Source organism: Brevibacillus sp. HB1.2 (assembly GCF_013332495.1).
GTDB classification, from domain to species: Bacteria; Bacillota; Bacilli; order Brevibacillales; family Brevibacillaceae; genus Brevibacillus; species Brevibacillus porteri.
Genome location: NZ_JABMIU010000001.1, coordinates 72,791 through 97,429, shown reverse-complemented (window position 1 = coordinate 97,429; position 24,639 = coordinate 72,791). Strand labels below are relative to the sequence as shown.

At 39.6% G+C, this 24,639-nt stretch carries 24 protein-coding genes; 19 read left to right on the top strand and 5 right to left on the bottom strand.

Features of this window, described 5'->3' with window-relative positions:
* Positions 1-128 precede the first annotated feature (128 nt).
* From HPY28_RS00485 to HPY28_RS00470, 4 genes are all read left to right on the top strand, one after another.
* The gene (locus HPY28_RS00485; RefSeq protein ID WP_174229849.1) at positions 129-740 is read left to right on the top strand and encodes a TetR/AcrR family transcriptional regulator; all 612 of its coding nucleotides are present in this window, start codon (positions 129-131) and stop codon (positions 738-740) included.
* Entirely contained in the window at positions 737-1,405 is a 669-nt protein-coding gene (locus tag HPY28_RS00480) for a YqeB family protein (protein WP_174229848.1), read from the top strand. The genes HPY28_RS00485 and HPY28_RS00480 overlap by 4 nt, the downstream gene beginning before the upstream one ends.
* Before the next feature lie 62 nt (positions 1,406-1,467).
* Positions 1,468-1,974: an NUDIX hydrolase gene (locus HPY28_RS00475; protein WP_017248587.1), complete on the top strand. Its 507-nt coding sequence runs from the start codon at positions 1,468-1,470 to the stop codon at positions 1,972-1,974.
* Positions 1,975-2,133: 159 nt separating this feature from the next.
* Positions 2,134-3,003, top strand: coding sequence for a PhzF family phenazine biosynthesis protein (locus HPY28_RS00470; protein ID WP_174229847.1), 870 nt, complete (start codon positions 2,134-2,136; stop codon positions 3,001-3,003).
* Positions 3,004-3,055: 52 nt separating this feature from the next.
* Here HPY28_RS00470 and HPY28_RS00465 read toward each other — a convergent pair whose 3' ends face one another.
* On the bottom strand, positions 3,056-3,910 hold the full coding sequence (locus HPY28_RS00465; protein WP_174224502.1) for a LysR family transcriptional regulator: 855 nt from the start codon (positions 3,908-3,910) through the stop codon (positions 3,056-3,058).
* A gap of 130 nt (positions 3,911-4,040) precedes the next feature.
* Between HPY28_RS00465 and HPY28_RS00460 the strand changes: the two genes are divergently transcribed.
* Together HPY28_RS00460 and HPY28_RS00455 are read left to right on the top strand one after the other, a co-directional pair.
* Positions 4,041-4,421: a DMT family transporter gene (locus tag HPY28_RS00460; protein WP_305819837.1), complete on the top strand. Its 381-nt coding sequence runs from the start codon at positions 4,041-4,043 to the stop codon at positions 4,419-4,421.
* Positions 4,384-4,698 carry a DMT family transporter gene (locus HPY28_RS00455; RefSeq protein ID WP_174229846.1) on the top strand — a complete coding sequence of 105 codons (315 nt, stop codon included), beginning with the start codon at positions 4,384-4,386 and terminating at the stop codon, positions 4,696-4,698. Before HPY28_RS00460 ends, HPY28_RS00455 begins: the two co-directional genes overlap by 38 nt.
* Before the next feature lie 74 nt (positions 4,699-4,772).
* Here HPY28_RS00455 and HPY28_RS00450 read toward each other — a convergent pair whose 3' ends face one another.
* Positions 4,773-5,129, bottom strand: a complete 357-nt coding sequence (locus HPY28_RS00450; protein ID WP_173621884.1) for a winged helix-turn-helix transcriptional regulator — start codon at positions 5,127-5,129, stop codon at positions 4,773-4,775.
* 200 nt (positions 5,130-5,329) lie between these two features.
* Between HPY28_RS00450 and HPY28_RS00445 the strand changes: the two genes are divergently transcribed.
* The 4 genes from HPY28_RS00445 to HPY28_RS00430 all read left to right on the top strand — a co-directional run bounded on the left by HPY28_RS00445 (position 5,330) and on the right by HPY28_RS00430 (position 7,892).
* Positions 5,330-5,977 carry a nitroreductase family protein gene (locus tag HPY28_RS00445; RefSeq protein ID WP_174229845.1) on the top strand — a complete coding sequence of 216 codons (648 nt, stop codon included), beginning with the start codon at positions 5,330-5,332 and terminating at the stop codon, positions 5,975-5,977.
* A gap of 186 nt (positions 5,978-6,163) precedes the next feature.
* Positions 6,164-7,156 carry an LLM class flavin-dependent oxidoreductase gene (locus HPY28_RS00440; protein ID WP_174229844.1) on the top strand — a complete coding sequence of 331 codons (993 nt, stop codon included), beginning with the start codon at positions 6,164-6,166 and terminating at the stop codon, positions 7,154-7,156.
* A gap of 20 nt (positions 7,157-7,176) precedes the next feature.
* Positions 7,177-7,419: a DUF896 domain-containing protein gene (locus HPY28_RS00435; RefSeq protein WP_017248595.1), complete on the top strand. Its 243-nt coding sequence runs from the start codon at positions 7,177-7,179 to the stop codon at positions 7,417-7,419.
* Positions 7,416-7,892: an Rrf2 family transcriptional regulator gene (locus HPY28_RS00430; protein ID WP_173621885.1), complete on the top strand. Its 477-nt coding sequence runs from the start codon at positions 7,416-7,418 to the stop codon at positions 7,890-7,892. The genes HPY28_RS00435 and HPY28_RS00430 overlap by 4 nt, the downstream gene beginning before the upstream one ends.
* A 199-nt stretch (positions 7,893-8,091) precedes the next feature.
* Here HPY28_RS00430 and HPY28_RS00425 read toward each other — a convergent pair whose 3' ends face one another.
* Entirely contained in the window at positions 8,092-9,198 is a 1,107-nt protein-coding gene (locus tag HPY28_RS00425) for a toxic anion resistance protein (RefSeq protein ID WP_017248598.1), read from the bottom strand.
* 26 nt (positions 9,199-9,224) lie between these two features.
* On the bottom strand, positions 9,225-9,881 hold the full coding sequence (locus tag HPY28_RS00420) for a hypothetical protein (protein ID WP_017248599.1): 657 nt from the start codon (positions 9,879-9,881) through the stop codon (positions 9,225-9,227).
* Between the two features lie 846 nt (positions 9,882-10,727).
* On the opposite strand from HPY28_RS00420, the gene HPY28_RS00415 reads away from it, so the two are divergent.
* Positions 10,728-11,249, top strand: a complete 522-nt coding sequence (locus tag HPY28_RS00415; RefSeq protein WP_173621887.1) for a hypothetical protein — start codon at positions 10,728-10,730, stop codon at positions 11,247-11,249.
* A 436-nt stretch (positions 11,250-11,685) separates the two neighbouring features.
* Positions 11,686-12,618 carry an ankyrin repeat domain-containing protein gene (locus HPY28_RS00410; protein WP_174229843.1) on the top strand — a complete coding sequence of 311 codons (933 nt, stop codon included), beginning with the start codon at positions 11,686-11,688 and terminating at the stop codon, positions 12,616-12,618.
* 102 nt (positions 12,619-12,720) lie between these two features.
* Here HPY28_RS00410 and HPY28_RS00405 read toward each other — a convergent pair whose 3' ends face one another.
* Positions 12,721-12,924, bottom strand: coding sequence for a helix-turn-helix transcriptional regulator (locus tag HPY28_RS00405; protein ID WP_173621889.1), 204 nt, complete (start codon positions 12,922-12,924; stop codon positions 12,721-12,723).
* Between the two features lie 243 nt (positions 12,925-13,167).
* Here HPY28_RS00405 and HPY28_RS00400 point away from each other — a divergent pair, with 243 nt between their 5' ends.
* The 7 genes from HPY28_RS00400 (at position 13,168) to HPY28_RS00375 (ending at position 23,923) form a co-directional block, all read left to right on the top strand.
* Positions 13,168-14,529 carry a helix-turn-helix domain-containing protein gene (locus tag HPY28_RS00400; protein WP_174229842.1) on the top strand — a complete coding sequence of 454 codons (1,362 nt, stop codon included), beginning with the start codon at positions 13,168-13,170 and terminating at the stop codon, positions 14,527-14,529.
* The gene (locus tag HPY28_RS30660; protein ID WP_256436288.1) at positions 14,526-14,654 is read left to right on the top strand and encodes a hypothetical protein; all 129 of its coding nucleotides are present in this window, start codon (positions 14,526-14,528) and stop codon (positions 14,652-14,654) included. The genes HPY28_RS00400 and HPY28_RS30660 overlap by 4 nt, the downstream gene beginning before the upstream one ends.
* 146 nt (positions 14,655-14,800) lie before the next feature.
* Positions 14,801-15,067 carry a Spo0E family sporulation regulatory protein-aspartic acid phosphatase gene (locus tag HPY28_RS00395; protein ID WP_254613038.1) on the top strand — a complete coding sequence of 89 codons (267 nt, stop codon included), beginning with the start codon at positions 14,801-14,803 and terminating at the stop codon, positions 15,065-15,067.
* Positions 15,068-16,204: 1,137 nt separating this feature from the next.
* Positions 16,205-21,817, top strand: a complete 5,613-nt coding sequence (locus HPY28_RS00390; protein WP_174229841.1) for a polymorphic toxin-type HINT domain-containing protein — start codon at positions 16,205-16,207, stop codon at positions 21,815-21,817.
* Positions 21,818-21,831: 14 nt separating this feature from the next.
* Positions 21,832-22,200 carry a DUF7674 family protein gene (locus tag HPY28_RS00385; protein ID WP_007726607.1) on the top strand — a complete coding sequence of 123 codons (369 nt, stop codon included), beginning with the start codon at positions 21,832-21,834 and terminating at the stop codon, positions 22,198-22,200.
* A gap of 831 nt (positions 22,201-23,031) precedes the next feature.
* Positions 23,032-23,571, top strand: coding sequence for a phage terminase small subunit-related protein (locus tag HPY28_RS00380; protein ID WP_174229840.1), 540 nt, complete (start codon positions 23,032-23,034; stop codon positions 23,569-23,571).
* Positions 23,564-23,923, top strand: a complete 360-nt coding sequence (locus HPY28_RS00375) for a terminase small subunit (protein WP_174229839.1) — start codon at positions 23,564-23,566, stop codon at positions 23,921-23,923. The genes HPY28_RS00380 and HPY28_RS00375 overlap by 8 nt, the downstream gene beginning before the upstream one ends.
* Positions 23,924-24,639: the final 716 nt, after the last annotated feature.

Genomic DNA, 24,639 nt, shown 5'->3' with positions numbered 1-24,639 from the left:
TTTTATGTTGGGAAGCGAATAAAACAACCACACATAGGGGATAGGCAAATCCCCTAATGAATCATCTTGACAATCAGCGAAAGCAGGCGATATTATCTAACTAACGTTAGGTAGAAAATGGTGATGAAATGAATAAAAGCGAAGCAACACGACAAAAAATTCTTGAAACGACCACATGGTTGATCGGACAGTATGGAATTGAAAAAGCTTCACTTTCCATGATTGCTCATTCTGTAGGCATACAGAAGCCATCCATCTATTATTATTACTCTTCGAAAGAACAACTAGTAGACGCTGTATTCGCTTGGATTTTAGAAGGATATAGTTTTGAAAAATATTTTCAGATTAATGAGTATACGAAAAATAATTTTGTAGAGAAGATGATTAGTGACGGCTTGCAATTGTTGGGTGAAGAGACTACAGATACACAAATGCTTGTTGTACAGGTATTAAATGAGTTTCTTTTATATGGAAACCGAGAATCTTCCCATAATAAAGAGTACAGATTAAAAATTAAGGGCGTACAAGAAGGCTTTATTGACGGTTTTTTAAGACTACTACAAAAAGGTGAAGAATTTGGTCACACTGATTCAAAAGGCTTACGTGAAAAAGCATGTGTATTAGCGTTAACACTTGATAACTTATCAAATTATCCGATGATTGGCATTGAACTTGATGTTTCAGCTGTATGGAGAGAAACCATTACAAGTGTATTATCTAAAAAAGGAGACTTTAAATGAGTGAGAATCATACATTATTAAATTTTTCAAAAACGGACAAGGTTATCTTGTGGCTTGGTTTCCCTCTTATCGGCTTAGTGTTCGGCTGGTTTCTTCCGAGTATTGCTAAATGGGGCAGTTCTTTGCCTTGGATACCTTTCCAGGGGCCCTTAAAGCTCATTGCATCCTATAGTGGAGCATGGGTAGGCATTGTTACAATGATCCTTGGCTTGATTGCGGGCATTGCCTTGACTCTACTCTCTTTTCATGAAAGCTTAGAAACGTCTGTATACGATGATAAAGTTACCTGTAAACTTAGAGATGATGAAATTCTTTTCAAAAAGAAAGATATCTCCCTTGTATTTATGGATAAAAAGCAATTGGTGTTTTTAGGTAATGATGAAAAAGAACTATTTCGTTCTAAGCAAGAGCTTACTAAAAGCACAGTAGGTGCTGCATTTAGAAAACATGATTATGTTTGGAGCGATACCGATCCATTTCAACATGATTTTAAGTTATGGGTTGTGGATTCTCCTGACCTATCTCCTGCTGCGAATGCTCTATTAAAAGCAAGGGGAATAGCCATTGAAAAAGGAAATGATAAAGAAGCTTTTCAATTGGCTCAAGAACTTTGGAAACTAAGAGTATCAGTAAAAGAAAAGGACAAAAGGCAATATTATCGATAAAAATCAACAAGTATTAACGAGTAACATGATCAAGGTTATTCTAACAAGGAGTTCAGCTTAGTATGACGAATTCAGCTTGGAAAAAGTACTTGGGAGGTAAAGTTGTTTTGAATGACTATATAGGAACAATGAGAAAATACATTGGTCATGAAACTCTATTAACCGTTGGCTGTGGGGCAATAATTGAAGACGACTCTGGACGAATTCTACTACAACAAAAAAGAGATATTTGGGGTCTTCCTGGTGGCCTTCTGGAAATTGGGGAAACATTCGAAGAGACTGTTAGAAGGGAAGTTTTAGAGGAAACGAATCTTCAAATTAGTCAAATAAAGTTGTTTGGAATATACTCCGGAAAGAATGGCTTTGCTCAATATGCAAATGGAGACAAAGTTTTTAGTGTACAGATCATTTTTCACGTGACGAAATACGAAGGTACAGTTCAAGGAAATGAGGAAAGTACACGACTTCAATTCATACATAAAAAGGATATGCCAAGTAACCTAAACCCTCATCAAGCCCCATTTATTTTAGACTGGTTACATGGAATACAGCCACCAATAATTAAGTGAGTTTTTACTTTTATCTGAGGCAGCTTTAAAGGCTGCCTTTTTCAGACGCTAAATAAGCAAAGTGTTCATATTATTAATAATATTTCTGACGAAATGCTATCCAAAACTTTGTAACATAGGAAATAATCAATGTAAAAATTACGAAAGAAGGAAAATGCATTGAGAACTAAAGTATACGTTATATCTGCTTTCACTAAAAACGGAGAAGGGGGAAACCCTGCGGGAGTAGTTCTAGATACAAAAGATCTCACAGAGAAAGATATGCAAGTTATCGCAAGTACATTAGGTTTTTCAGAGACTGCTTTTATATTCCCTTCTATAAATTCCGATTATAAAATTAGGTATTTTACACCGAATGAAGAAGTAGATGTATGTGGGCATGCCACGGTTGCAACTTTTTCCTTACTAGCTCAAAGCAGAATCGTACATCCAGGAATTTATACCACGGAAACAAAAGCGGGGGTACTACATGTACAAATTTATGACAATCAGATGATTTTCTTACAGCAAAACCTCCCGAGTTTTTTAGAAATACTTCCTTCTAAAGAGATAATAGGATCATTACGTATAAATGAGGACCAATTAATGCCTAATATGCCTATCCAAATTGTTTCTACAGGCTTACGCGACATCATTGTACCTGTAAAAAGTCTTAAAGACTTATTAGAAATAGACCCTGATATGGAAGACATCACTAAAATAAGTAAAAAATATAATGTAACGGGGTATCATTTATTTACACTAGAAACCCTACATGATTCCACAGCTCATTGTAGGAACTTTGCACCTTTATACGATATTCCTGAAGAAAGTGCTACTGGTACATCAAATGCTGCTTTAGCTTGTTACTTAGTAAAATATAATGACAAGAAAAAAAGCAGAGAAAGAACCTTTGATTTTGAACAAGGGTATACAATGAACAGCTCCTCAGAAATTACTGTAAATGTATCTGTTCACTTAGGTGATGTTATATCTGTTCAGGTGGGAGGTTCTGCTTCTACATTCCAAGAAAAATGGATTGATATTTAAGTAAATATCTGAAGGCTATAGTGGGAATGACGGGATCGCGAAGATTCCGTCCCTACAGCCCTCTTTGATTGATCATCTCGGCAAAAGCGGCAAAGGCCTTGCTGGAGAAGCGGTCCTTACGGCGTACGAGTCTTTTGGTCGCCATGCCGTACTCCTCTGAAATGGGATGAGCCGCCAGGGTTTGATATTCTCCCGAAAGTATGGTCGCCGGAAGCAGCGTCGCCGCCAGCCCGGATTTGACACAGCTCAGGAGCGTTTCTAGCGAGCTGATTTCAATAATGTTTTCAAAAGGAATCTCTCTACTCGTGAGCCATGCTTCCAACGCTTTGCGGTATGGACATCCCTTTGGATGAACCGCCCATTTCACCTTATTCATATCGAAAGGATCGGTCCCCGCTTCTTTGCTCAGCAAGACCAGTTCATCCTGTATGACGTACTCAGTTGTCAACATAGGTGACTCTACATCACCTGTTATGAAGGCCCCGTCCAGTTGATGATTCAGCACCATGGACGCAAGCTCCTGCGATACGCCGGTTACAATGGAGAGAGACACATCCGGATAGCGGTTTTGAAACTCGGACAGTGTGTTCATAAAATTTCCGCAGGTGACTGTCTCTATCATCCCGATCGCGAGGTGGCCGCTCGGGTAGGACTTTTCTTGCACCACTTTCACCGATTCATCGGCTAAATTTACGATGGAGAGCGCGTAATCCCGGAAGACGGTTCCTTTATCGGTCAACTTCACCCCTTTGGGATGACGGTGAAACAGCGGAACGCCAAGCTCCGCTTCCAACTTGCGAATCCGGGTCGTCACATTCGATTGGACGTATTCCAGTTTTGTTGCTGCCCCGGATACGCTGCCTTCCGCCGCAACGGCCAAAAACACTTTAAGATCCGTTAATTCCATCTGCATTTCCATCCCTTCGCACAAGGTATCAAAAAAAATGATGTATACATCGATATCAATCATTATACGTTATGCGATGGCTGATTTACACTGTTGGTAAGAAATCGACAACAACAGGGGGAAGAAAGGCTTGCAAAAAGAGTGGATGTTTCTGCTGCTAGCTGGAATTTTCGAGGTGGTATGGGTATATGGGTTGAAGCATGCAACCACGTGGTGCGAATGGATTATTACCATCGCGGCGATTTTGTACAGCTTCAAGGTTCTGATCGACGCGGCGAAAAAACTACCCGTCGGCACGGTTTACGCGGTTTTTACAGGACTGGGTACAGGGGGAACCGTGATGACGGAAATCCTCCTCCTCAATGAGCCGGTCCATCCGCTTAAGCTCGTGTTCATTGCGACGCTTTTGGCAGGTGTGATCGGGCTCAAGCTGGTGACCCAGAGTGAGGAAAGCAATAAGAGGGGGAATAAAAATGGAGTGGATGGCGCTGTTGACCGCCGGTCTGTGTGAAGTGCTTGGGGTTCTTGCGATCAAACATGTTGCGAAGCGCAGCGGTTGGGGATCTTGGTTGCTTTTGGTCGTAGCGTTCACAGCCAGCTTTTCGTTGTTGATGTTCGCAATGACGCGGATTTCCATGGGCACAGCCTACGCCGTATGGACAGGTATTGGGACAGTGGGGAGTACGATTCTGGGGATGTTCGCTTTCGGAGAACCGAAGGAGTGGATACGCATCTTATTCATCAGCCTAGTTCTTGTGTCCGCGATCGGCCTGAAATGGATATCATAAACTCAGGGACCGTCGGTGGACCAAAAAAGGAGCTGCGGATGCGGCTCCTCTTTCTGTTACACCAGTTAGGTTCATCAAATAATGTCATCCTGATTTTTTACGGACACTTCACCATTCGGATAACGATGCTTCAGATAGTCTCCGCCCCAATTACATAGGACTTTTAAAACTTCTTTTAATGATTCACCATATTCAGTCAGGGCATATTCAACTCTTGGCGGCACTTGATCGTATGTTCTTCTGGTGATCAAGCCGTCTCTTTCAAGCTCTTTTAATTGTACCGTGAGCATTTTTTGTGAAATCCCCGTTACTAATCGTTTTAATTCTCCTGTTCGAATAGGTCCCCTTGTTAAGTGATATAAAATATGAGCCTTCCACTTTCCACCAATTACCTCTAAAACGACTTCCAGTCTGTTGTTGTACTGTTTCATTTCCTTTAACTCCTTTATAAATATATAGGTACGTCGACGTACCTATAGCACGTTTGCGTTCCTATAGTACGTAAAAGTGCGTACTTTGCAATATTTCCTTTTCCTTGCATAATAGGGTCGTCACCAAGTTATGAGGGATAGGGACTATAACCATTATACCCATAGAAGTATCATGCAAAAAATATGTAGGAGGTACTGTTATGATGAAAACAGCAAATCGCACAGCAAATTTTTATGACGTAATTCGTGATCGTCGTTCTGTTCGGACTTTTGATCCTTCTTATACAATCTCAGAGGAAGAAATCAAAGAACTCATTGGAGAGGCAATGCTCGCTCCGAGTGGTACAAATCTGAATCCTTGGCGTTTTATGGTTTTTACAGAAAAGGCGCTCAAGGAAAAGTTGCTTCCTATGGCATTGGGACAACGTCAAGTAGTTGATGCATCCGCAGTCATTGTGGTGCTAGGAGATATGAACGCTTATACCGTGGAAAATGCAGACAAAATCAATCAAAGAGCAGTAGAAGCCGGTCTTATGCCAGAGGAAGTGAAAAACAGAATTAATGAAAGTGTGGAAGGGTACTACGGTACAGTGAGTGAACAAGTATGGAGAGAGTGGCAGCACCTTGATGGAGGTCTTGTTGCGATGCAATTGATGCTCGCGGCAAAGGCAAGAGGATACGACACTGTACCGATGCTTGGTTACAACACGGAAGAGTTCCGAAAAGCATTTGACGTTCCAGATAACTGGGTGAACATTCTTATGATTCCTGTAGGCAAAGCAACACAACCAGGGTTCCCGACTGTAAGGTTGGGTGTTGACGAAGTGACGTACTGGAATGGCAAGTAACGATCACAGATAAATTGGAAGTACCGCCACATCTCATCACATGCATGGTCATGTGGCGGTTTCCCTGAAAGGAGTAGCTTGGTTTGCCTATCGGGCCTTTTCGATAAATACATGATTTGTCGTCATTTTATAAAACAAAATTACGGATATTAAATGTCCTCATTAACTACGAAAGAAGGTCTTACTATGAAATTGAGTGTCTTGGATCAAACACCTACAGCGAACGGACAAACTTCTGCCCAAACGTTTCAAAATACGATTGAGCTGGCGAGGCTCGTGGATGATTTGGGCTACAACAGAATTTGGTACTCGGAGCATCATGGGGCTGTAAACTTGGCAAGCGCCTCACCTGAGATCATGATTGCACACATTGCTTCCGTGACAAACAACATTCGCGTTGGTTCGGGTGGAATTATGCTCATGCACTACTCTCCATTAAAAATGGCTGAAGTTTTTAAAACGTTAGCAACGCTTTATCCCAACCGTATTGATTTCGGTGTGGGTCGTGCTCCAGGGGGAGACCGGTTCTCCACGCTTGCCCTGCACGAAGGAAGACAATCCAATTTGCTTAACCAGTACGATAAGCTGATGGAAACGATGATGTTTATGACGGACACGATGCCTGAAGACCATGTGTATAGTCGCACATTGGCTGCACCAGTCGATGCACCAGTTCCAGAGGTGTGGCTGTTGGGATCGAGTGGAAGCAGTGCTGCACAGGCAGGAAGATTCGGGATTGGTTACTCTTTTGCCCAGTTTATCAGTGGACAATTAGAGTCTCCCATGCTTGAAGCGTATCGCACGAACTTCACGCCCTCAGCGTTTATGGAGACACCCAAAATCAATGTTGGCTATTTTGTGATGGCGGCAGAAACAACAGAGGAAGCTGAATATCACGCAGTGAGCCTGGATCTGAACTTGCTGTTTCTGGATAAAGGCATGCCGTTTCAAATCTTCTCACCGGAAGAAGCATTGAATTATTCCTATACCGAAATGGACAAAATGCAGATTGAGCACAACCGCAAGCGATTCCTGGTAGGAAGTGCAAAAGATGTTGCCAATACGCTGCGTGAACACGATGAAAAATACGGGGTTACAGAAGCGGTGCTTGGGACAATCAGTCATAGTCACGAGGCGAGATTGCAGTCGTACCGGTTGCTTGCAAAGGAACTTCTATAAATTGAAAGGTGGAAAAAGTGATGATCCCGATTTTAAAACGAATAAATAGCCTAGCGAAAAAACAACGCGAAGATGGTTTAACCCAAAAAGAAAAAGAAGAACAACAACAACTCCGTCAAGAATATCTGAAAATCATCCGAGGCCAAGTCTTGCACACATTTTCTGGGCTAACTATATTAGACCCGTTGGGTAATGATGTGACACCAGAAAAATTGAAAATCGCTCAACAAAAACAGATGTTCAACACAAATGATGAATCATGAATATGAAGTCTGGCGTCGAACAGGCCGTATATGCTCTTCTAGTGCTAACTCGACTACCTAGACAGGCGATGTTATCTGGTGAAGCCCTAAGTCAACAGCTCCACGTCTCTCCAACTTATTTGCAAAAGTTAATGAGAAGACTTGTACAGGCCGGGATTGTTTTATCCGTCCCTGGAGCAAAAGGCGGCTTTCGACTGCAAGCTTCACCAGAAGACATCACCATTTATGATGTGTTCATGGCAATAGAAGGCGTGAAATCTCTCTATCGTTCGACAGGAATTTTAGAAGGGATGTTGCAGTTAAATGAAAACAGCACCTGCTTGCTATCCGATGTGATGGACGAAGCGGAGGATGCTTGGCAGACTGTATTAAAACGTCAAACGATCGCTTCTTTACACAGAGAATTAAACGCAAACTGTTCCACTGATGATTTGATGAAGTTGGATTCGTGGTTAAAAGGTGCAATTCGTTAAAAGCGAATGATTTTAGAACAAGGAGGAAAGAAGATGTATGTTCGAGTGGTAACGATCAGCAGCAAAACGGGAATGGAGGAAAAACTGCGCCAAATAGGACGAAATGTTCTTGTTCCTATCAACAAAGTTTCAACGAACAAAAAGAGGTAAACAAAAGAGGAAACCACGTAACGATCACTTGGTTTCCTCTTTTGTTTATTTACTGTAGAAGTGAGGTTGGCTGATTGGCTGGTGCAGAAAGTTGATTTGGATCTGCCATACCGAGTTTTACTCTCATGTCTGCATTGAGCTTATCCATCTCTTGGATGAAGTTTTTACTAGAATTGATAATTCTCCGATTTGAATCTTCGGTAATTTGGATTGCACTATACACATCATTAAATGCCTGCTGTAGTTTATTGATTGCGATACTTGGTTGCTCCAGCATCGAGGTGATTTCTTGTGTATTCTGTTTTAAGCTTTGAGCATTGGCTACCAGCATATCCTCAATGGCTTGATTGGTACCTTGTACAGCTTCGATTACCTTCTTCTGATTATTCAAGGCCAACTGAATTGCAGCGGAAACCGTGACAACGTTTTGCGTCATCGTAATCGCGTTAAAGACAGCTTCATCCAACTTTTCGTTATTGTCCGCAATAACATCAACAGAAGCGATGGATTGTTGTAAAATGTTGATCATTTGACTCATATTTTTTACTCTTGTTACGACTTTGACCATCGCTTTTTCAAATTCGGGTTTGCGAAGTTGATTTTCAGGCTTATTGCTTTCGACTTCAAGCATCTCAAGCAACTTGTTGCCGAAGTAAATCCGTTTTTCTAATTCATAAATATTTTCACCGGATTTTTTCTTAATGTATTTCAAGTTAATGACATCTTCTTTTAACTTGTCACTGCCATTAAGCAAGGAGGCAATGATGTTATCAATTTGTGTTCTAACGGATTCATATTTTCGAATATAGGTGGAAATTGGGTTTTTCCCTAAGATTCTGTTGAAAAGATTGCTGATCCCACCGCTTTGAAAGATTTTATTAGGATTCAATTCTTCTGTGCAAGTACGAAGCTTTAAGAGTGTATTGGGAATATCATTGTTTTTCCCATCCATCAGATCTTTCACAGGTCGTTTTAGAATTTCAAGAGATTCAGCGGCATTTCGTTGGGTGCTTTCACCCAAATTACCCAGCTGCTCAAAAATTGAATCCATCTGGCTTTGATTATCAGTTTGCAGCTGGCGTACCACATTTTCTGCTTCAGATTGGATCTTGATGATGTCTTCTTGTTTAACTAATTGGATAGCCTGTGTCGTCATTGCTATAACACGCTCCTTAACAGTAATTAATAAATTTCTTTGGCATTATATTTTTCGGTAATAAGATTAAGCTTTCTCTCCAACTCATAGATGTCGTGTTGTTCAATGGATGTAGAGATCACTTTCAGCTTTAGGTTAATGTCACGGAGACCGTCTAATAATTTACGCCTATTATTCAACTTGTTTTCAACACTCAGCCTCAAGAAGGGGTTGATGACACTATTCAAGTCTTTCATAACGAGCATTTTAATATCATGCTTCGTTTGCGCACTACCGAGCGTTTCTATGTAGGGGAGGAGAGTATCGATCTTAGAACAAAGGTTTGTTGTCTTTTCGGAAATTTCATCATCGAGGTTGCGCTTGTCATTTTCGTTAACAACAATTTCCTTAATAATTTGAAGATACTCTCGAATTTCTGAGGAGTAGGTAGATTCCGGTTCCCTTTTCGTTTGTTCACTCTCCGCTTCAGTAGAAGTAATTCTCTGGTCCGGTTCTGGTACCGTGAATCTACTTAATTGCTGCTCTTTCTTTTCAGCAAAGACAAACCCTATGGCTGTTGTTAGCAAAGGTATGGCTAACATAATAAAAGTCGGAAGTATCGTGGATGCAAGTAAAGCTATGAAATATCCCGCTACAGCACCAAGGAATGCATATCTTTTTTGGTATCTAACTCTTTTTTTCATCTTTTATCCTCTCTTTCTTACTTGTTTATCGGAAACCTTGTAAACCATAATCAATTGGGGAGGAACAATGAGTTGGGTATGCGATTTGACCCATCCTAGTTGGGTTCCCTATATATTCTTGATTTTAGCATTTTATGTCACATTTTGTTTAATAGATTCTACATATTTCTATGGACCAACTAAAAGTGTGTATTGCATGTAGAACAAAAAAAACAAGAAAACGCTAGTGTGATAATGATTTTGCGATATATGGCACGCTTTGTATGGTCGAATCACAGCTTTCTATCGAGCAGCTTGCGCTTGGTGTGAAGTTTGATGATAATCGCTCGATTGACATCTTTCTGTTTGGCAAAAATGATTACGAAGGAGGAGAACTCTCTGAAAGGGATTTCTTCAACTTCGTCAATAATCACATTGTCAGGAAATATCAACTTGAGGGGATGAGCTGCATGGGACACTAAGTTGGAATGGATGCGGCCACACAGGCATAGTTGCCTTGTTGAAAAGGTTACTGACCGCACCATCTAAAGGGTGGAGGATCATGACTGAATAACTAGTTCAATTAAGTAGTCATGGAGAGGAGGATTGGTGAGAAAAGGAAACAGAGGTTGAATGAAAAAATCAATTTTTTCATCACAAATTGAAAATTGAATCACAGTAAAATTTATTTATTTCGTTATAATGACTTTCAGTTCATAAAATCGATATTTCATGAACTGAAATGAAAACGGATCATTCACTAGTAGAGGAACAAGTACATAGAGAGTCTATTCTCGAATAATTACCTTATAAATAATATAAAGAATGCTAAGTACTTTAATGTGCCTTGAATGAGTATGGATATTAATGAAGCTCAATTGGTTTAATCGGGCTATCAATGGGTATCAACGAGTAGAATTTTCAGTTGAAAGTAAGCAGTATAATCAGTTGGATCGCTTAAGACATGCTGTTAACTATTACCGTGAAAGGGAAGACAATGGCGAGGATACATACGTTTCTACAGACATTCCTTCGATATCTAGGGTCTTTATCATCACTGGAATTGAACATGCCATGCTTCAGGGGTTCTTACCATTTGCCAAAGCATTTTTCCATCATTTGCAAAAACACATGCAACAGCTTTCACCTTATGCTCAATCTTTCAAGAAAACTTACGCTTATCTGCATGTATCTGAACAAAAGGCGATATACGATTTGTATGCTATGACCCAAGAGTACGTGGAAGATGAACACTTGAAACACATGCAACAAAATTATGTGTTCTCTGAAGCAGAGCTCATCCGCTTTTTCATTATGTATGGAAGCAATGAGTTGAATAACAAAGCTGTAAAGGAAGCCTCGCGCTTATTGTCGGTACACTCCATTTAGCAAGTAACGGGACATCGGACATCGGACACTGTCCATGAGATCAGGTTGAAAAGGGGGCGGTTTTGATGGTAAAAAGAGTGGGGGAGAGGGCACAAAGGAAGGATAAGAAGAAGCAGTTACGACCTTGGTTACCAGGTACACATTCTGCTGAAATTCGCTCTCTAACGAAATTCAGATACAGTTCATGTATGTATTTTGTTTATTACTATCTACGGAAATACCGCGAGATAGCCCCTTTCCAAGAGGCTATCTCGTTTTTGATTTAAGGAGTTGCGTTGTATTTTATGCACTGAGGAAAAATTGTACTTACAAAATAAGAGGTCATGATATCACTGATAACGCCTTAGAATGCATCAGTTGAGAATCGTATTTGGTGAGTCAATCTGTAAAGGTTATGGTATAATCTACCTGCTACTTTATCGGGAGGGCAGAAAACATGTCAATTAAATTGAAACGAAGTTTACTTTTGGGGTCAGTTATTGTTATTTGCTTATCCATATGGGCGATTGTTTTCCAGAGCATGACTGGGAGTAAGTCGTTATCATCAAATTCAAATTCGAATGCTCAGAACCAAAATACCGCAGCGGATAAAGCGCCTAATCTGAAAAAGGAAATCAATCCAAACCCTGACGTTCCAACTCAAGACGGAACGCCAAGCTTAAGTAAAGCTAAAGATGAAGTATCTAATCAAGTGGCCAAGTCCGGAAATGATAAATCTAATCAACCTGAAGTATCGATGAATCTCGATTATGATCAAGTAATTAGACTTACAAAGGGTGATAAGATAGTTGCCATTGCAGATGATCAACTGGCTTCAGAAGAAGCAAGGCAGGCAAGACAAGAAATAGATGATTCTTGGAGTCGGTTTGACGCCTTAACTTTTAATGCTTCATCTCTGGATAATAAGATAGACAAGGTGAAGTTATATTTGAAAGCTGGAATGGACCCAAATGCATACATAGAAGGGGAGGTAGGAAGGAAGAGTCGTCCCATTCATGCCGCAGCTAGTAATGGCCATTTGGAAATGGCTAAACTCCTCCTTGAACATGGAGCAAATCCAAATCACCTGGAAGGAAAATACTCAGTGATCACTTTGGCAATTGACAACTATGACATGTTGGCCGAGTTACTAAAGTATGGTGCGGAGCCTGATTTAAATTATCAGAACCATCGATCACCACTAATGAGAGTAGTACAGGATGATAGAGTAGACATAGCAAAGTTGTTATTGGATCACGGAGCAAATCCGAATCTTTCGACTCCTTACGGCCCAGATTATCCATCCACCTTTATGACTCCGTTGGAGGAAGCAAGAAGGAGGGGAAATCAAGAAATGATTGCTTTGCTTGAGGCATATGTCCGCAACTAGAACTTGCGATAAATTTAAAGCCGAATTACCCTACGGTAATCCGGCTTTTTTGCTTATTTAACTTTAGAGTTGAAAAATTACATTTCTCATAGGATACCCCACTTAATTAGGTTTACGTCTGTCCTTCCACTCGTCAACGTCTCGTGGATCGATGTTGAGGACTTCGCAAATGTGAAGCGCAATCGTAACCGTTGGTATCGTGATGCCATATTCGATGTTTTGGTAGTGTTTAAGTGATACATTTATGATCCGACTTACTTTCTCCTGTGATAGTCCTTTTTGTTTCCTTGCGTCAGATAGATTCAAGTTGAGAAGCTCCTTAGTCCATTTACTCTTATGTTAGTCCGTTCGTGAATTTTTAATCATCCATTATACTTGGTGAATTATAATTTACGTATTATAATTATCAAGATTCCAGTAATTTACAAATGGTGGTATTCTTCGTTTTGCAAATAAAAGTAAACTAAAAGAGAGTATGATTAACTGTTTTAATGGCGCAAATTACTGGACAATAATGAACCTTTTTAGGGAATAGAGGAGTGTTTGTATATGAGGCTGCAAGAGACATTGCAACGGTCGTTGCGGTCGGAGATTGATAGGCTTCAGAAGCAAAACGGTTATACGCTAAGCAAGCTCGGAGAACTGTCTGGTATTAATCATGGACACCTTAGTGATATTGTACGGAGCAAACGATCTATTACGATAGGACAACTAGACGCACTGGCTAAGGTTTTTGGTCAGCCTTCTGGATGGCTATATGATTTGTATACAAGCGAGTGCTTCACAAAAGAAAAGGTATCAAGACCACGATTGATACCATACCTTATTCGATGTGCGGAAATTGGCCTACATGATAGCATTCAGCAGGTAGTCTCTAAGTTACTGGATGACCGTAAGAATGTGGGTATCCTCTTTTCAGTGGCAGAGCAGCTCTTTGCGAATGGAAAGCTAATTCAGTCTGTCCCGTTCTATCAACACGTAGTTGATAATGAGAAGGACAGTCACTCGGACCGCTTTGTTATCAGTCAGTATCGATTATTTCGAGCAACAGTCCAGGGAACGAATGCTGAAGAAAATTGGGAGGCGGTAATCAGATTTAAACCTTACCGAAACCGCTTACCTGAGAATTACCAATTAGATGGGCTGCTTCAGTTATCGACTGTGTGCTTCGAGTTGCAAAGATGGGGTGATATGGAAATCTACGCTGACGAATTACGCTCTTTATCTTTTAAAGTCTATGATAATGAGTTGCGTAAAAGGAAAAACAACAAGGTATGCGAACCGTTAAAAACGGACCGTCATTTAGTTGTGTATTATGGACAAGGTTATCTCTTAAAAGGTGTCGCATTACAAATGCAAGGATTGTACAGTGAAGCGAGTGAGTTTGTTCAAGGCTATGCAGATCTTGCATGGTTTGAACTCGTGGATGAAGTGGGGTTAAAAGAAATTGAGAAGTTCAGAATCTGGGCAAGAGCTAATTTATACACGTATAGTTTGCTGATGGGGGAAACCGCTATTTTACCTGATTATCTGGAGTTTCTATCAAAATATCCAGTTGAAATCCAAGCGGGACTTTTAACTATTATGGAGGCAGCTAGTAAATACGACATTGATATTGATGATAAACTGGATCGGTATTCTGAAGAAATAAAGCGTTTCTCTGATTACAAAGGTTCGGTTAATATTGGCAGACATTACAATTTCAGGTATTATAAAGTCGAATATAAATTGAAGAAAGGGCGCATTAATAAAGCGCTCGATGAGATTCTATGTTGCTTAGACTTAGCTGACCAGTTGAATAATCAACAAGCATTTAAGCGCAATACAGCACTGTTTTGGGCGTACCGTCAGCACGCGTCAGAGCAACACGAACGTAATTATCAAGAAATAATAGGGAGGTTCACAGTATGAAGCTGAAGACGTACTCGTTATCGCTTTTGCTAGTTTTTGGCCTGTGCATCGGTATCGCAAATACTGAAACATCATCTAATACCAAAAGCACAGTACAGATGTACACACATGGAGTAGGCGGTTAAATAGAGTAGACAAAGGTCAGTACCTACAAAAGGTACTGGCTTTTTTTATGTTTCCTTATTTTTGCAATACCGAGTTTTTAGGAGAGTCTAGTATAGTGAAAATGTCCTTAACATACATAAAAAGGAAGGAATGGTAGTCTGTAGCTGTGAAAAAATTGGATTCTTTGGAATGTATCGTCGTCTCTCCTATAGACCAATTAGATGTAGAACCCCTTTCCCCTAAACCCAGATGTATGACACTGCTGGAAAAGAATCAGGAGGATTTAGAGAAAGAAATGGAAGATTTACGAGGACAGCTAATAGATCTTGCGAATGTAAAAGGTTTTTCCAATATAGAAGTTGTGGAGTTGAGCCAGCTCCTGGACGAATATATTGTGCAGATCCAAAGTATGGTGCAAAAAAGAACTAAATGATTGTGAACAGACACATGTCACAGGAAAATAGTATTTTTACTCGATCTTACTTAGTGAACAACCATTTAGTACATACGGAATGCTAACGAGATAGGCGCCTGTTATATAAAGTGTCTATCTCGTTATAATTGACCATAACATAAATAAAGGAGAGGTTTAGGAGAAGCTGTTTAAATCCGATCTATCTTAACTTGATTTGTTTAATGTAGCCCTTTTCATGTAAAGCTGATGGGAGCGGCTGCTTTTTTGCATAGTTTGTACATATACTTAACAACCGTCTATAGTCTCCTGACTATAGTACACTCTTCCTAACCAGGAGGTAAAACGCGATCGAGAAGGCTAAACTCGGTAAAAATACGGGAGAATTTTCGCTAATTCCCTGCTTTAATCAATACGCTGCGTATCTGGCCTGCTGCATTGTCCGTGGCTCCCGGTAGTTCATCTGCCGCTTTCATAGTAGCAGGCAATACACTTTGGTACAATGAAATTTCTTGCAGTAAAGCCAATTGTTCTCTGTAAAACTCTTGAAGATCCTACTTATTTTCCTCAATTAATTACATAATGCAAGTCATTTCTACTCAAATCACTTATCTCAAATGCTGGGACCAATTGTTCATATTACACGCTCAAAGACTATTTGCAATTAGGTTATGAAGAATATTGTTTTTAATTAAGTGATAGACTAAATCCCCGATTGTGCAACATGGAAAATATGACATTATACTCATTTTGTATATTAGCAAGTAATGATATCATTTTTACTCGTAATAAAATATGGAAAGTGAGGTAGTAATTGTGAACAGAATCGTATTTGATTAACAACAATAGTGATCTCTGTGTTTCTAGTCATTAGTCAGTGCTGCTCAAGTCGGGTAGACAGTAGATTCAATTGTATCAAAAGGCCTAATGAGTTGATTTGGTAAGAGGGTACATTACAGCGAAATTACATATTCGAGTAGGTGAATTTGATTATTGATCGTGGAGCTATCATTTTTCAGTTTGGGTTTATTAAATTTCGAAGTATTTTACTGAGATAGTGACTCTTTCTACTGAATGTATATTGAACAAAACTCCATTTTCTTAAGCGCTGTTCTCGAATGTCAAACTAGTAGAAACCTAACCAATGAGGAGAGCAAAGTGAACATTAACATGAAAAGATATTTGTCCGTGCTTCTAGTGCTGAGTGTGCTATTGAATATGGTAGTACCTCTTTCATATGCATCTACGAATCCAGATATTCAAATGAACACAGCGGAATCAAATGAAAATACATCTTCAGAAGGTGTAACGAGTACAACAGAAATAGAAGGCGAAGGGTCTATAGATAGTAAGTTACCCTTAGGCGAGAGAAAGCAAGAAAACGAGGAAGAATTAGAAGCAGAAAACGAAATAGTAGCGTTATCGATCCTTCCAGACGAAATTCAAATGGGAGTAGATGACTCTGTTGTTTTACTTGTTAAGGCATTGTGGGCAGATAAGGTTGTTGAAGATGTAACCCAATCTGTCACGTGGGAAATCGAGCACAAAGAATTGATTCGTATCGAAGAAGGCAAGGTCATTGCTCAAGCTCCGGGCAAAACCACGCTCACTGCTACTTACAAAGACAAAGTGACGAATGTAAATGTTGAAGTGGTAGATGCTTCTTCAGAAGAGCCTGCTGTAGATGAATTAACCGATGAATCACAAACTGACGAAATAGAAGAGGAAATCCCCAAGCTGATGAGCCGAGTTGCGGGGGAAACATTCGAGCTAACCATTTCCGAAGGTGAGACTTATGTTTTTGAAAATAGTAATCCTAAATCAAGTTCTTCGTTGAAGGCCGATACTTCGAGAAGTGATGGTAGGACGTATGACTATGCTGCGTACAATGCAGAGGGAGAGGGCGTCGCTCATGACCTAGACTCCATTGCTACTTCAAGGTCGATCCCGCTAGATGGAAGGCTTGTTGTTACGGTTACTGGATTTCCTGTAACGTTTACGGGAGATGTAGAAAAGACAACCTATTATTCTGCATCAGAACCCGCTTTATTTAAAAAAACGTTGAGTAAAGATGAAACGTTTATTGCAGTAAATACAAGCTCACAAAGTGAGTCCATTCAATACACTGGTGGTACGAAAAAGAAATTCAGTTACCATATATTCAACAATGATGGTTCGATCTATAAACAGGCTGTCGATACGTCAACAGTTTCCTATTCCGTTCCAGCAGGTGGAAAGTTTGTAGCCACTTCGACATCTGATGATCCTGTAACATTTGGTGGTTATTATGACATCTTCAAAGAAGAGGACACCTCCGATGGAACTGTCATCAGTCACAAACTGAATCAAGGCGAGTCCTATCGTTTTGTCAATAATAGTGAAAAGACATTAAGGTTAGATACCGATGCTGCGTATTCGACAGATACGAGATTTGATTTTGCTATTTACAAAAGCGATGGCACAGTACATTCCCAGGCTGCTAATTCATATGCAAGATCGAATGCTGTCTCCGCGGGTGGAGAGATAGTCGTAACGGTTAAGTCTAGTACGCCGATCACGTTCCAAGTATATGATCCTATCTTTGTCGGAACCCCAAGTGTTGATCCTGCTCTTTGGGAAAGAACGGTTACCAAAAATGAAACAGTCAGTGTGAGAAATACAAGCTCATTCGACCTTAAAGCGCTAACAGATGCTGGCCCAAATAAAGTATTTACTTACCAAGTTACAAGTCGTGATGGGTCTATCGTGAGCCAACAGGACAATTCCTCCTTAAGAAGCATACCTGTTCCAGCTGGTGCGACGTTGACTGCAACAGTAACCAAAGATAATCCGGTAACATTCCACGGATATTTTGATCATTTTAAAGAAGAACAGGTAGAAGATCTTCTATTCAAACAAGAAGTCAAACAAGGCGAATCTTATATCTTTACGAATGTTAGTGGAAAGATTCAAGAGATTGAAACAAATGCTTCTTCTTCAAAAGGAAATCGATTTGAATACACCGTCTATAATAGCGACGGCACTGGCAATTCGTATGCCCTGGATACAACTTTGAGATCGAAGTATATTCCAGTCGGTGGAAAAATGGTCGTCACGGTCACGTCTTCCATACCTGTGACCTTCCAAGGATTTGAGAAAGGTGTAAAAAGAAGCCCCAGCGCAAATCCCGCACTTTTTAAGCACCAAGTGTTTAATAGTGAGACGGTAAGCTTTTTAAACACAAGCACGAAAGAATTGAAGATTGAAACGAATGCGTCAAGTAGGAATAAATACAGTTATCAGATTGCCTCTAATACTGGTTCTGTTGTCAAACAACAAAACGATGCAACTGCGACAAGCTTGGAGATACCAGCAGGTGGAAAGCTGACGGTTACCATTTCCTCCGATCAGAGCGTTACCTTTTATGGATATTATGACCTCTTTAAAGAGGATGGTTCTAGTTCGATACGCTTTAAACTTCAACTGAATCAAGGCGAGTCTTATGTATTCACAAACACGAGTACGAGCAAATACCAGAATCTAGATACAGATGCTTATTCCTCCCAGGATAAGAAATACGATTATACCTTGTACTATCAAGGAGCGCCAACACGTCAGTCTGCAAGTGATAATGGAAGACAAATTTCAATGCCTCCGGGCAGTAGAGTAGTGGTCACCGTCATATCTTTAAAACCTGTGACATTCCAAGGTTTTAAAGATGGATTGGAAGCAAGAGTGAGTCCTACCCCTGCTCTTTTCAAACGAACAGCGGTTAAAAACGAAACAATTGGGATTCGGAATACAAGTCAAGATACCGTACAAGTTCTAACAGATGCGGCCTACAACAAAAATCAATTTACTTATCAAGTGATGAAGAGTGACGGTTCTATTGCTATGGAGGCCAACGACACTTCCCAACTCCAAGTATCCGTACCTCCAGGGGGGAAGCTGACAGCAACAGTGACCACTGAACTGCCGGTTACGTTCGCAGGTTACTATGACATCTTAAAAGAAGAGTCAGCGGTTTCTTTAACATTTAACCAACAAGTACAACAAGGTCAATCTTATGTTTTTGTAAACAAAAGTGCTGTAACACGAGAAATAAAGACGAATGTTACATATGAGTCTGGGAATAAATTTGATTATGCCATGTACGAAGTAGATGGAACCAGTCATAGTCTAGAACGTGATTTCTCTAAAGATTTACTTGAAATTCCCGCAGGTGGAAAGGTAGTTGTAACTGTTACTTCGGCTTCTCCAGTGACGTTCAGCGGATTTGAAAGCACTATAGCAAGAAGTGAAAGTTTGCAACCCGCCTTGTTAAAACGAACTCTTTTAAAGAATGAAAGTGTAAGCATTCTAAATCAGAGTAAAAAAAGTTCGAAAATCAAAACAACTGCTACACGTTACGATACCTATCGTTTTGAAGTCAAGAGTCCAGACGGTAAGATCACAGATATTGATAAAAAAAGCACCTCAAAGAGTGAAGCAATTAGGGCTGGCCATACCTTTACCGCCACAGTCATCAATGATAATCCCATTACTTTTTATGGGGCCTATGAGCATTTTGTCGTAACTTCAGATCCAGTCCCGATCATTGAGAATGTAGCGGTTAACACTTTCGTCGATGTGACGAAGAATACAAAAGAGGTCATCTATCAGTTCACCACAGAAAAAGAGGGATTGCATCGCTTGTTTACATCTCCGTATCAAGAGAACGGTGGAGAGGTAGACACGGTTCTTACCTTGTACAGCGATTCTGCCATGCAGAATGTGATTGTGCAAAATGATGATCATGATGGCCCTTTCGGTTCGCTATTCTCCATGGTGGAAGCTAAGCTTGCGCCGAATACGACGTATTATGTAAAGCTTACCGCAAAGGCAAATGCAAATTTATTGACCAGAATGACAGTAGAGTCAGATTTCGACAGTTCTCGTGAAACAGTTACCGTAGCGGAATGGGACGGGATTTATTCCGACCGTTTGTCTTCACCATACGATGTTGATTATTTCAAGCTTACGCTGGATGAGATTGCCGATATGAATTTATATGTCGACAACAACATTCTAACGTTGGAAGATAAAGACGGAAATGAGCTCCAGACGTTTTATGCGAATCAGGAAGACGTGTTATTTATTCCAGGCGACATAGGCGTATTTTATGCGAAAGTATGGAAGCAAAATCCAAGGAAAGAGAAAAGAGCGGCTCTACGCTCGTTACAGACTGCTCCAACTCCCATCTACCATACAAAGTTTCATAAAGTAGTACGGGATACGGGGTATATGGCTATAGATCCAGCCTTAAACATTGTCGGAACGATTTCATGGAAATACTACGAAGATCATCAGGAAACGGTCATTACCGTAGTACCTAAAGATAATCCAACTCATGTAGTTTACCTAGAAACGAGAAGGTTTTTGGCGAAGAATGTGAAGCATACCTTTACGTGGGATGGTTCCATCAATATGCCGACTACCCAGCCAACTTTAAAAAATGGAACTTACATTGTAAAAATTCGAGCAAAAGACGTTGCAGAAAGGTATACAATTGATTCATGGTTTAGACTGGTCAGTGCAAAAGATACAGAAACTCTTAATATTGATGAGCTAGTTAAGACATACAATCAGGAAGTATCTACCGAAGACATTAAAACGATGCAAAGAACGCTTAAAAACATGAAAATGTATCATGGCAAACAAACAGGCTCTTACGATAAAGATTTACTGATGTCCGTAATTATGTATGAGGTAGTTACCAACAGATGGAGCGGACTAGTTGCCCAACAAGAAATAGATGCAAAAAATAAAGGAACATACTATGAACCTATTACTGAAAGAGGAAAAATAACGAAGAGATTGGTTAGCAATTCTATTAAAGACGAACACCGAGACTTCTCGGGGGGAAGAATTGAGTTTATGCTGCAAGGCGATGCAATCATCTTTTCGCTTGCAGGGGGGGCGGCCACACGTGTCATGCGTGTCGGGTCTACTATCACTGTCAAAGTAAGTAAAACAATTAAGGAATTAATTGACGAAATTAATGATGTCTATGATTGTAATTGTTTTACTGCTGGAACAAAGGTTCTTACAGACGAAGGGGAGAAACCTATTGAGGAAATCGAGGTAGGGGATAAGGTTCTTTCAAAAGATGAAGAGACTGGTGAGGTAGCTTATAAAGAAGTTGTAGGGCTGTTCCAAAAACAAGCTGATGAAATTTATAAAATTTATATCGGCGACGAGATCATTGAAGCTACTGCTGAACATCCAATTTGGTTGAATGGTAAAGGATGGACGCTTGTAAAAGATCTTAAAGTTAATGATTTGCTTGTTTCAAGCGACGGTAATACACTCGCAATAGATAAGATTGAGAATGAGAAGCGCGAAGCTACAGTTTATAATTTTGAAGTAGCGAATTTTCATTCTTACTTTGTATCTAATCTTGGTATATGGGTGCATAATTGTGCTATTAATAGAGTTACTAGACTTTTAGAAAAAATGCCCGAATTTACTGGTTCTACTAGAGAAAAATTGTTATCTGCTGTTGAAAATATAGAATTAAGAAATATAGTAAATGAACTTTATAGACCAGGTGCAACAGAAGGGGATGGCGGAACTGCTTATATACTAACAAAGGAGTTTTACGAAGGTTCTTCAAAGCATCTACAAAAAGCAAAGGACCGGGTAAAGCAGTTAAATGAACTAGGGAAATCCGGGAAACTTGGTCTTAATGACTTAGATATACTTGATGCTTTAACGGATGATTTAGAGGATGCAATAAGACTGTTTAAATAGAGGAGTTGGTGGTTATGAATAAAAAATCGGAAGAATTCTTGAAAGTAATGTTAGATTTCTTACCGTCAGCTGATGACGCGTATAGAAAATCAATCGCGGATTACGGTGAGGTGCTAGAAACTGTCATAATTGAGGACATCTTCATGCCTGAAATAATTAAACTATTAAGTGAAGAAAGGAACATCAATTTGTTAGAAAGTATTTTTAAATATTTTGAAGAAGTATCTAATGACGAAGATGCTCACTTAAAGAACATTTTTTCAATAACGGTGTTGGAAATACTCGGAAATGACAGAACGATTCTAGGGACTGCACAGAAATACATGGGAACTAAAACGATACAACTTCAAATAGAAGCTGATAGAGCATTAGGTAGAATCTAGTCAGTACAAACTCATAAGATATTGACGGTTATCCATAATGGATAACCGTTTTGCTTTATTCCGAGGCAGAGGGGACCAGGCTGATCTATCTCTTCATTTGTATGATGAAAATAGACAATATGACGGATTAAGATTTGCTTTTGTAGCAGGCGAAAGTAAAGTCCAAACAAGATAAAGTATTCAAATCTCAATACAAGTTTGTGCCGATTATTCGGTACAAGCAAGCTAGTAAATCAATACTCAGCGTAGAAAAATGGAAACATTGTAAGGTGAAGTTGCAGTAGATATCGTAGAACATGAAAATCGTAGAATGATAACCATAGCATCTGTCATAACTGGCACTGTTGATTAAGTACAGTCTGGTACCTAGATAATTGCAGTAACTAAGAGTTCAATGCATTTTTACTACTATTTATTGATCCAGCGCTTGATCTTGGCAGGCGAGATTTTACTGCATTGTTTTCGGTTGATTGTAGAACAACTTTATTATCTGAAATTTCACCAATTGTCCTTACAGCTTGTTCGGTAAAACAAAACAATTATACTAGCGTGGGGGTAAATAGATTGCAAGGTATATTATTTGCAATAGTGTACAAACTGATAATAGATACGGAATTGCAGATGTGTTTCCTATAACCCACGGCTGGTTAAGCCATACACAATTAGTTAGGCCATTTGATTTCGTTCGTGACCCGTAAATCTTATTGAATTATGGGTTTTTTTCATGTTCAAATTTGTAGCTGGTTTCCCCAAGTTGCTCAAATTGGTTTGTAAAGAATGCTAGTTTTCCAAAATAGCAGCTATACAATTTGGAACAGCAAGGACTATGTCGTGTACGTAACAAAAGCACCTTTAAAGCGTAATCCGTTATTAAAGAAATATACTCTCGACGTTGTCACTGGTAAAAGAGTGACATTTTTATTTGAGAGAGAAGGTGGTGGTGATGTAATGGCTAGAGCTCGTAGGCCCAACAGAGACAGAGCAGAAACATTGTATTTGGAAAGTGGTGGAAACTTGATGCTTAAAGATATTGCAGAGCAGTTCGGGGTAATCGACTCACTTATATGCAAATTGAAAAATCAAGACAAATGGGATGAGAAACTAAATGGTAACGTTACTATTCGCAAAGGTAATGTTATCGTAAAAGATCCCAAGCCAAAGATAGCCAAAGCGGTGTCTGTCCCAGTTAAAACTGAGTCAACAGAATTATGCGAAAAACAGCGTCTCTTTGTTTTGGTGTACCTTCGTGACTTCAATGGTAACCGAGCAGCTATCGCCGTCGGCTACAACAAGATGGCAGCTTATGCTTTTGGTTGGAAAAAACTTGTGGGAAAACTCAAATTCAAGCCGGGAAAAGGAAGCAATGGCTGATGACATGGGACTTAGGGTTCAGCGCATCATCGCGAAATACATGAAGATTGCATTCGGGGACATTACAGACCTGCTAGAATTTGGTCAAATGGATACACCATTGTTTGATGGAGAAGGGAGACCAGCCACCGATCCTGTAACCACCGATCCTGTAACCGGCGATCAGGTGACATACAAACGTAACTTTATCTCTTTCAAGAACAGTGATGAGATAGACGACACCGTTGTGGGAGAGGTAAAACAGGGTAAGGACCGCGTAAGCATCGAACTGCATGACAAACTGAAGATGTTGAATGTTTATGAGCAGATAATGGGGCGTAGATCATTCATTCTAAAAAGTAAGTTTATCTAAAAGTTAAGTAAGTAAGTAATACCGGATGGATGATCCAATAACGTTAAAGAACAAAAAATCAATTTTTTGATGTTATGTAAACTTTAAATAATTTAATCGTTTTCAGTTCATAAAAGAGCCATTTCATGAACTGAAATGAAAAGTGTAAAATCCTTCATCTTCAACCAAATTGGGAGTTTGCATCGTGTATTCCTCAAAGGGTACGTTATCATGAAAAGCAGCACTTCACCATAAGGTAATAATTTTGTGTCTAAAACTGCACTTTAAGATGGTATTTTTGTGTCGCAAATCGCACATTAAGGTAATACTTTTGTGTCGCTTATAGGATTAGTATTGTGTCGCTGTACAAGAAATCCCAGTACATTTACACCTAACCGATTTCTACTCTTTTTATCAGTTTACATAATATATATTATCGGACTCAAAATGAAATGCATAATTTCTGAAAGGGGTTCTCACCTGTTCTTATAAGTTAGGTGTCACAAACTCCTTCTTACATGGATCTAATTGAAAGATAACGCAAAATAAATAGCTTTTCCCATCTATCAGTGCCATAAGACATACACGCATTACCGAAACTTCCTCTCATAAAAACCTAATTAGTAATAAGGAGCTTGTCCAGTATGTTTATCAGCTTCACAACACACTAAGACATTCATCATCCATCTACATAAACGGCATAATTCCACTTAAATTTCATTATAATAAAAAAATTC

Excerpts from the sequence above, each read along its gene's own strand:
- HPY28_RS00485 (WP_174229849.1), top strand. The coding sequence starts at position 129 with ATGAATAAAAGCGAAGCAACACGACAAAAAATTCTTGAAACGACCACA.
- HPY28_RS00480 (WP_174229848.1), top strand. The coding sequence starts at position 737 with ATGAGTGAGAATCATACATTATTAAATTTTTCAAAAACGGACAAGGTT.
- HPY28_RS00475 (WP_017248587.1), top strand. The coding sequence starts at position 1,468 with ATGACGAATTCAGCTTGGAAAAAGTACTTGGGAGGTAAAGTTGTTTTG.
- HPY28_RS00465 (WP_174224502.1), bottom strand. The coding sequence starts at position 3,910 with ATGGAATTAACGGATCTTAAAGTGTTTTTGGCCGTTGCGGCGGAAGGC.
- HPY28_RS00455 (WP_174229846.1), top strand. The coding sequence starts at position 4,384 with ATGGAGTGGATGGCGCTGTTGACCGCCGGTCTGTGTGAAGTGCTTGGG.
- HPY28_RS00450 (WP_173621884.1), bottom strand. The coding sequence starts at position 5,129 with ATGAAACAGTACAACAACAGACTGGAAGTCGTTTTAGAGGTAATTGGT.
- HPY28_RS00445 (WP_174229845.1), top strand. The coding sequence starts at position 5,330 with ATGATGAAAACAGCAAATCGCACAGCAAATTTTTATGACGTAATTCGT.
- HPY28_RS00440 (WP_174229844.1), top strand. The coding sequence starts at position 6,164 with ATGAAATTGAGTGTCTTGGATCAAACACCTACAGCGAACGGACAAACT.
- HPY28_RS00435 (WP_017248595.1), top strand. The coding sequence starts at position 7,177 with ATGATCCCGATTTTAAAACGAATAAATAGCCTAGCGAAAAAACAACGC.
- HPY28_RS00430 (WP_173621885.1), top strand. The coding sequence starts at position 7,416 with ATGAATATGAAGTCTGGCGTCGAACAGGCCGTATATGCTCTTCTAGTG.
- HPY28_RS00425 (WP_017248598.1), bottom strand. The coding sequence starts at position 9,198 with ATGACGACACAGGCTATCCAATTAGTTAAACAAGAAGACATCATCAAG.
- HPY28_RS00420 (WP_017248599.1), bottom strand. The coding sequence starts at position 9,881 with ATGAAAAAAAGAGTTAGATACCAAAAAAGATATGCATTCCTTGGTGCT.
- HPY28_RS00415 (WP_173621887.1), top strand. The coding sequence starts at position 10,728 with ATGAAGCTCAATTGGTTTAATCGGGCTATCAATGGGTATCAACGAGTA.
- HPY28_RS00410 (WP_174229843.1), top strand. The coding sequence starts at position 11,686 with ATGTCAATTAAATTGAAACGAAGTTTACTTTTGGGGTCAGTTATTGTT.
- HPY28_RS00400 (WP_174229842.1), top strand. The coding sequence starts at position 13,168 with ATGAGGCTGCAAGAGACATTGCAACGGTCGTTGCGGTCGGAGATTGAT.
- HPY28_RS30660 (WP_256436288.1), top strand. The coding sequence starts at position 14,526 with ATGAAGCTGAAGACGTACTCGTTATCGCTTTTGCTAGTTTTTGGCCTG.
- HPY28_RS00385 (WP_007726607.1), top strand. The coding sequence starts at position 21,832 with ATGAATAAAAAATCGGAAGAATTCTTGAAAGTAATGTTAGATTTCTTA.
- HPY28_RS00375 (WP_174229839.1), top strand. The coding sequence starts at position 23,564 with ATGGCTGATGACATGGGACTTAGGGTTCAGCGCATCATCGCGAAATAC.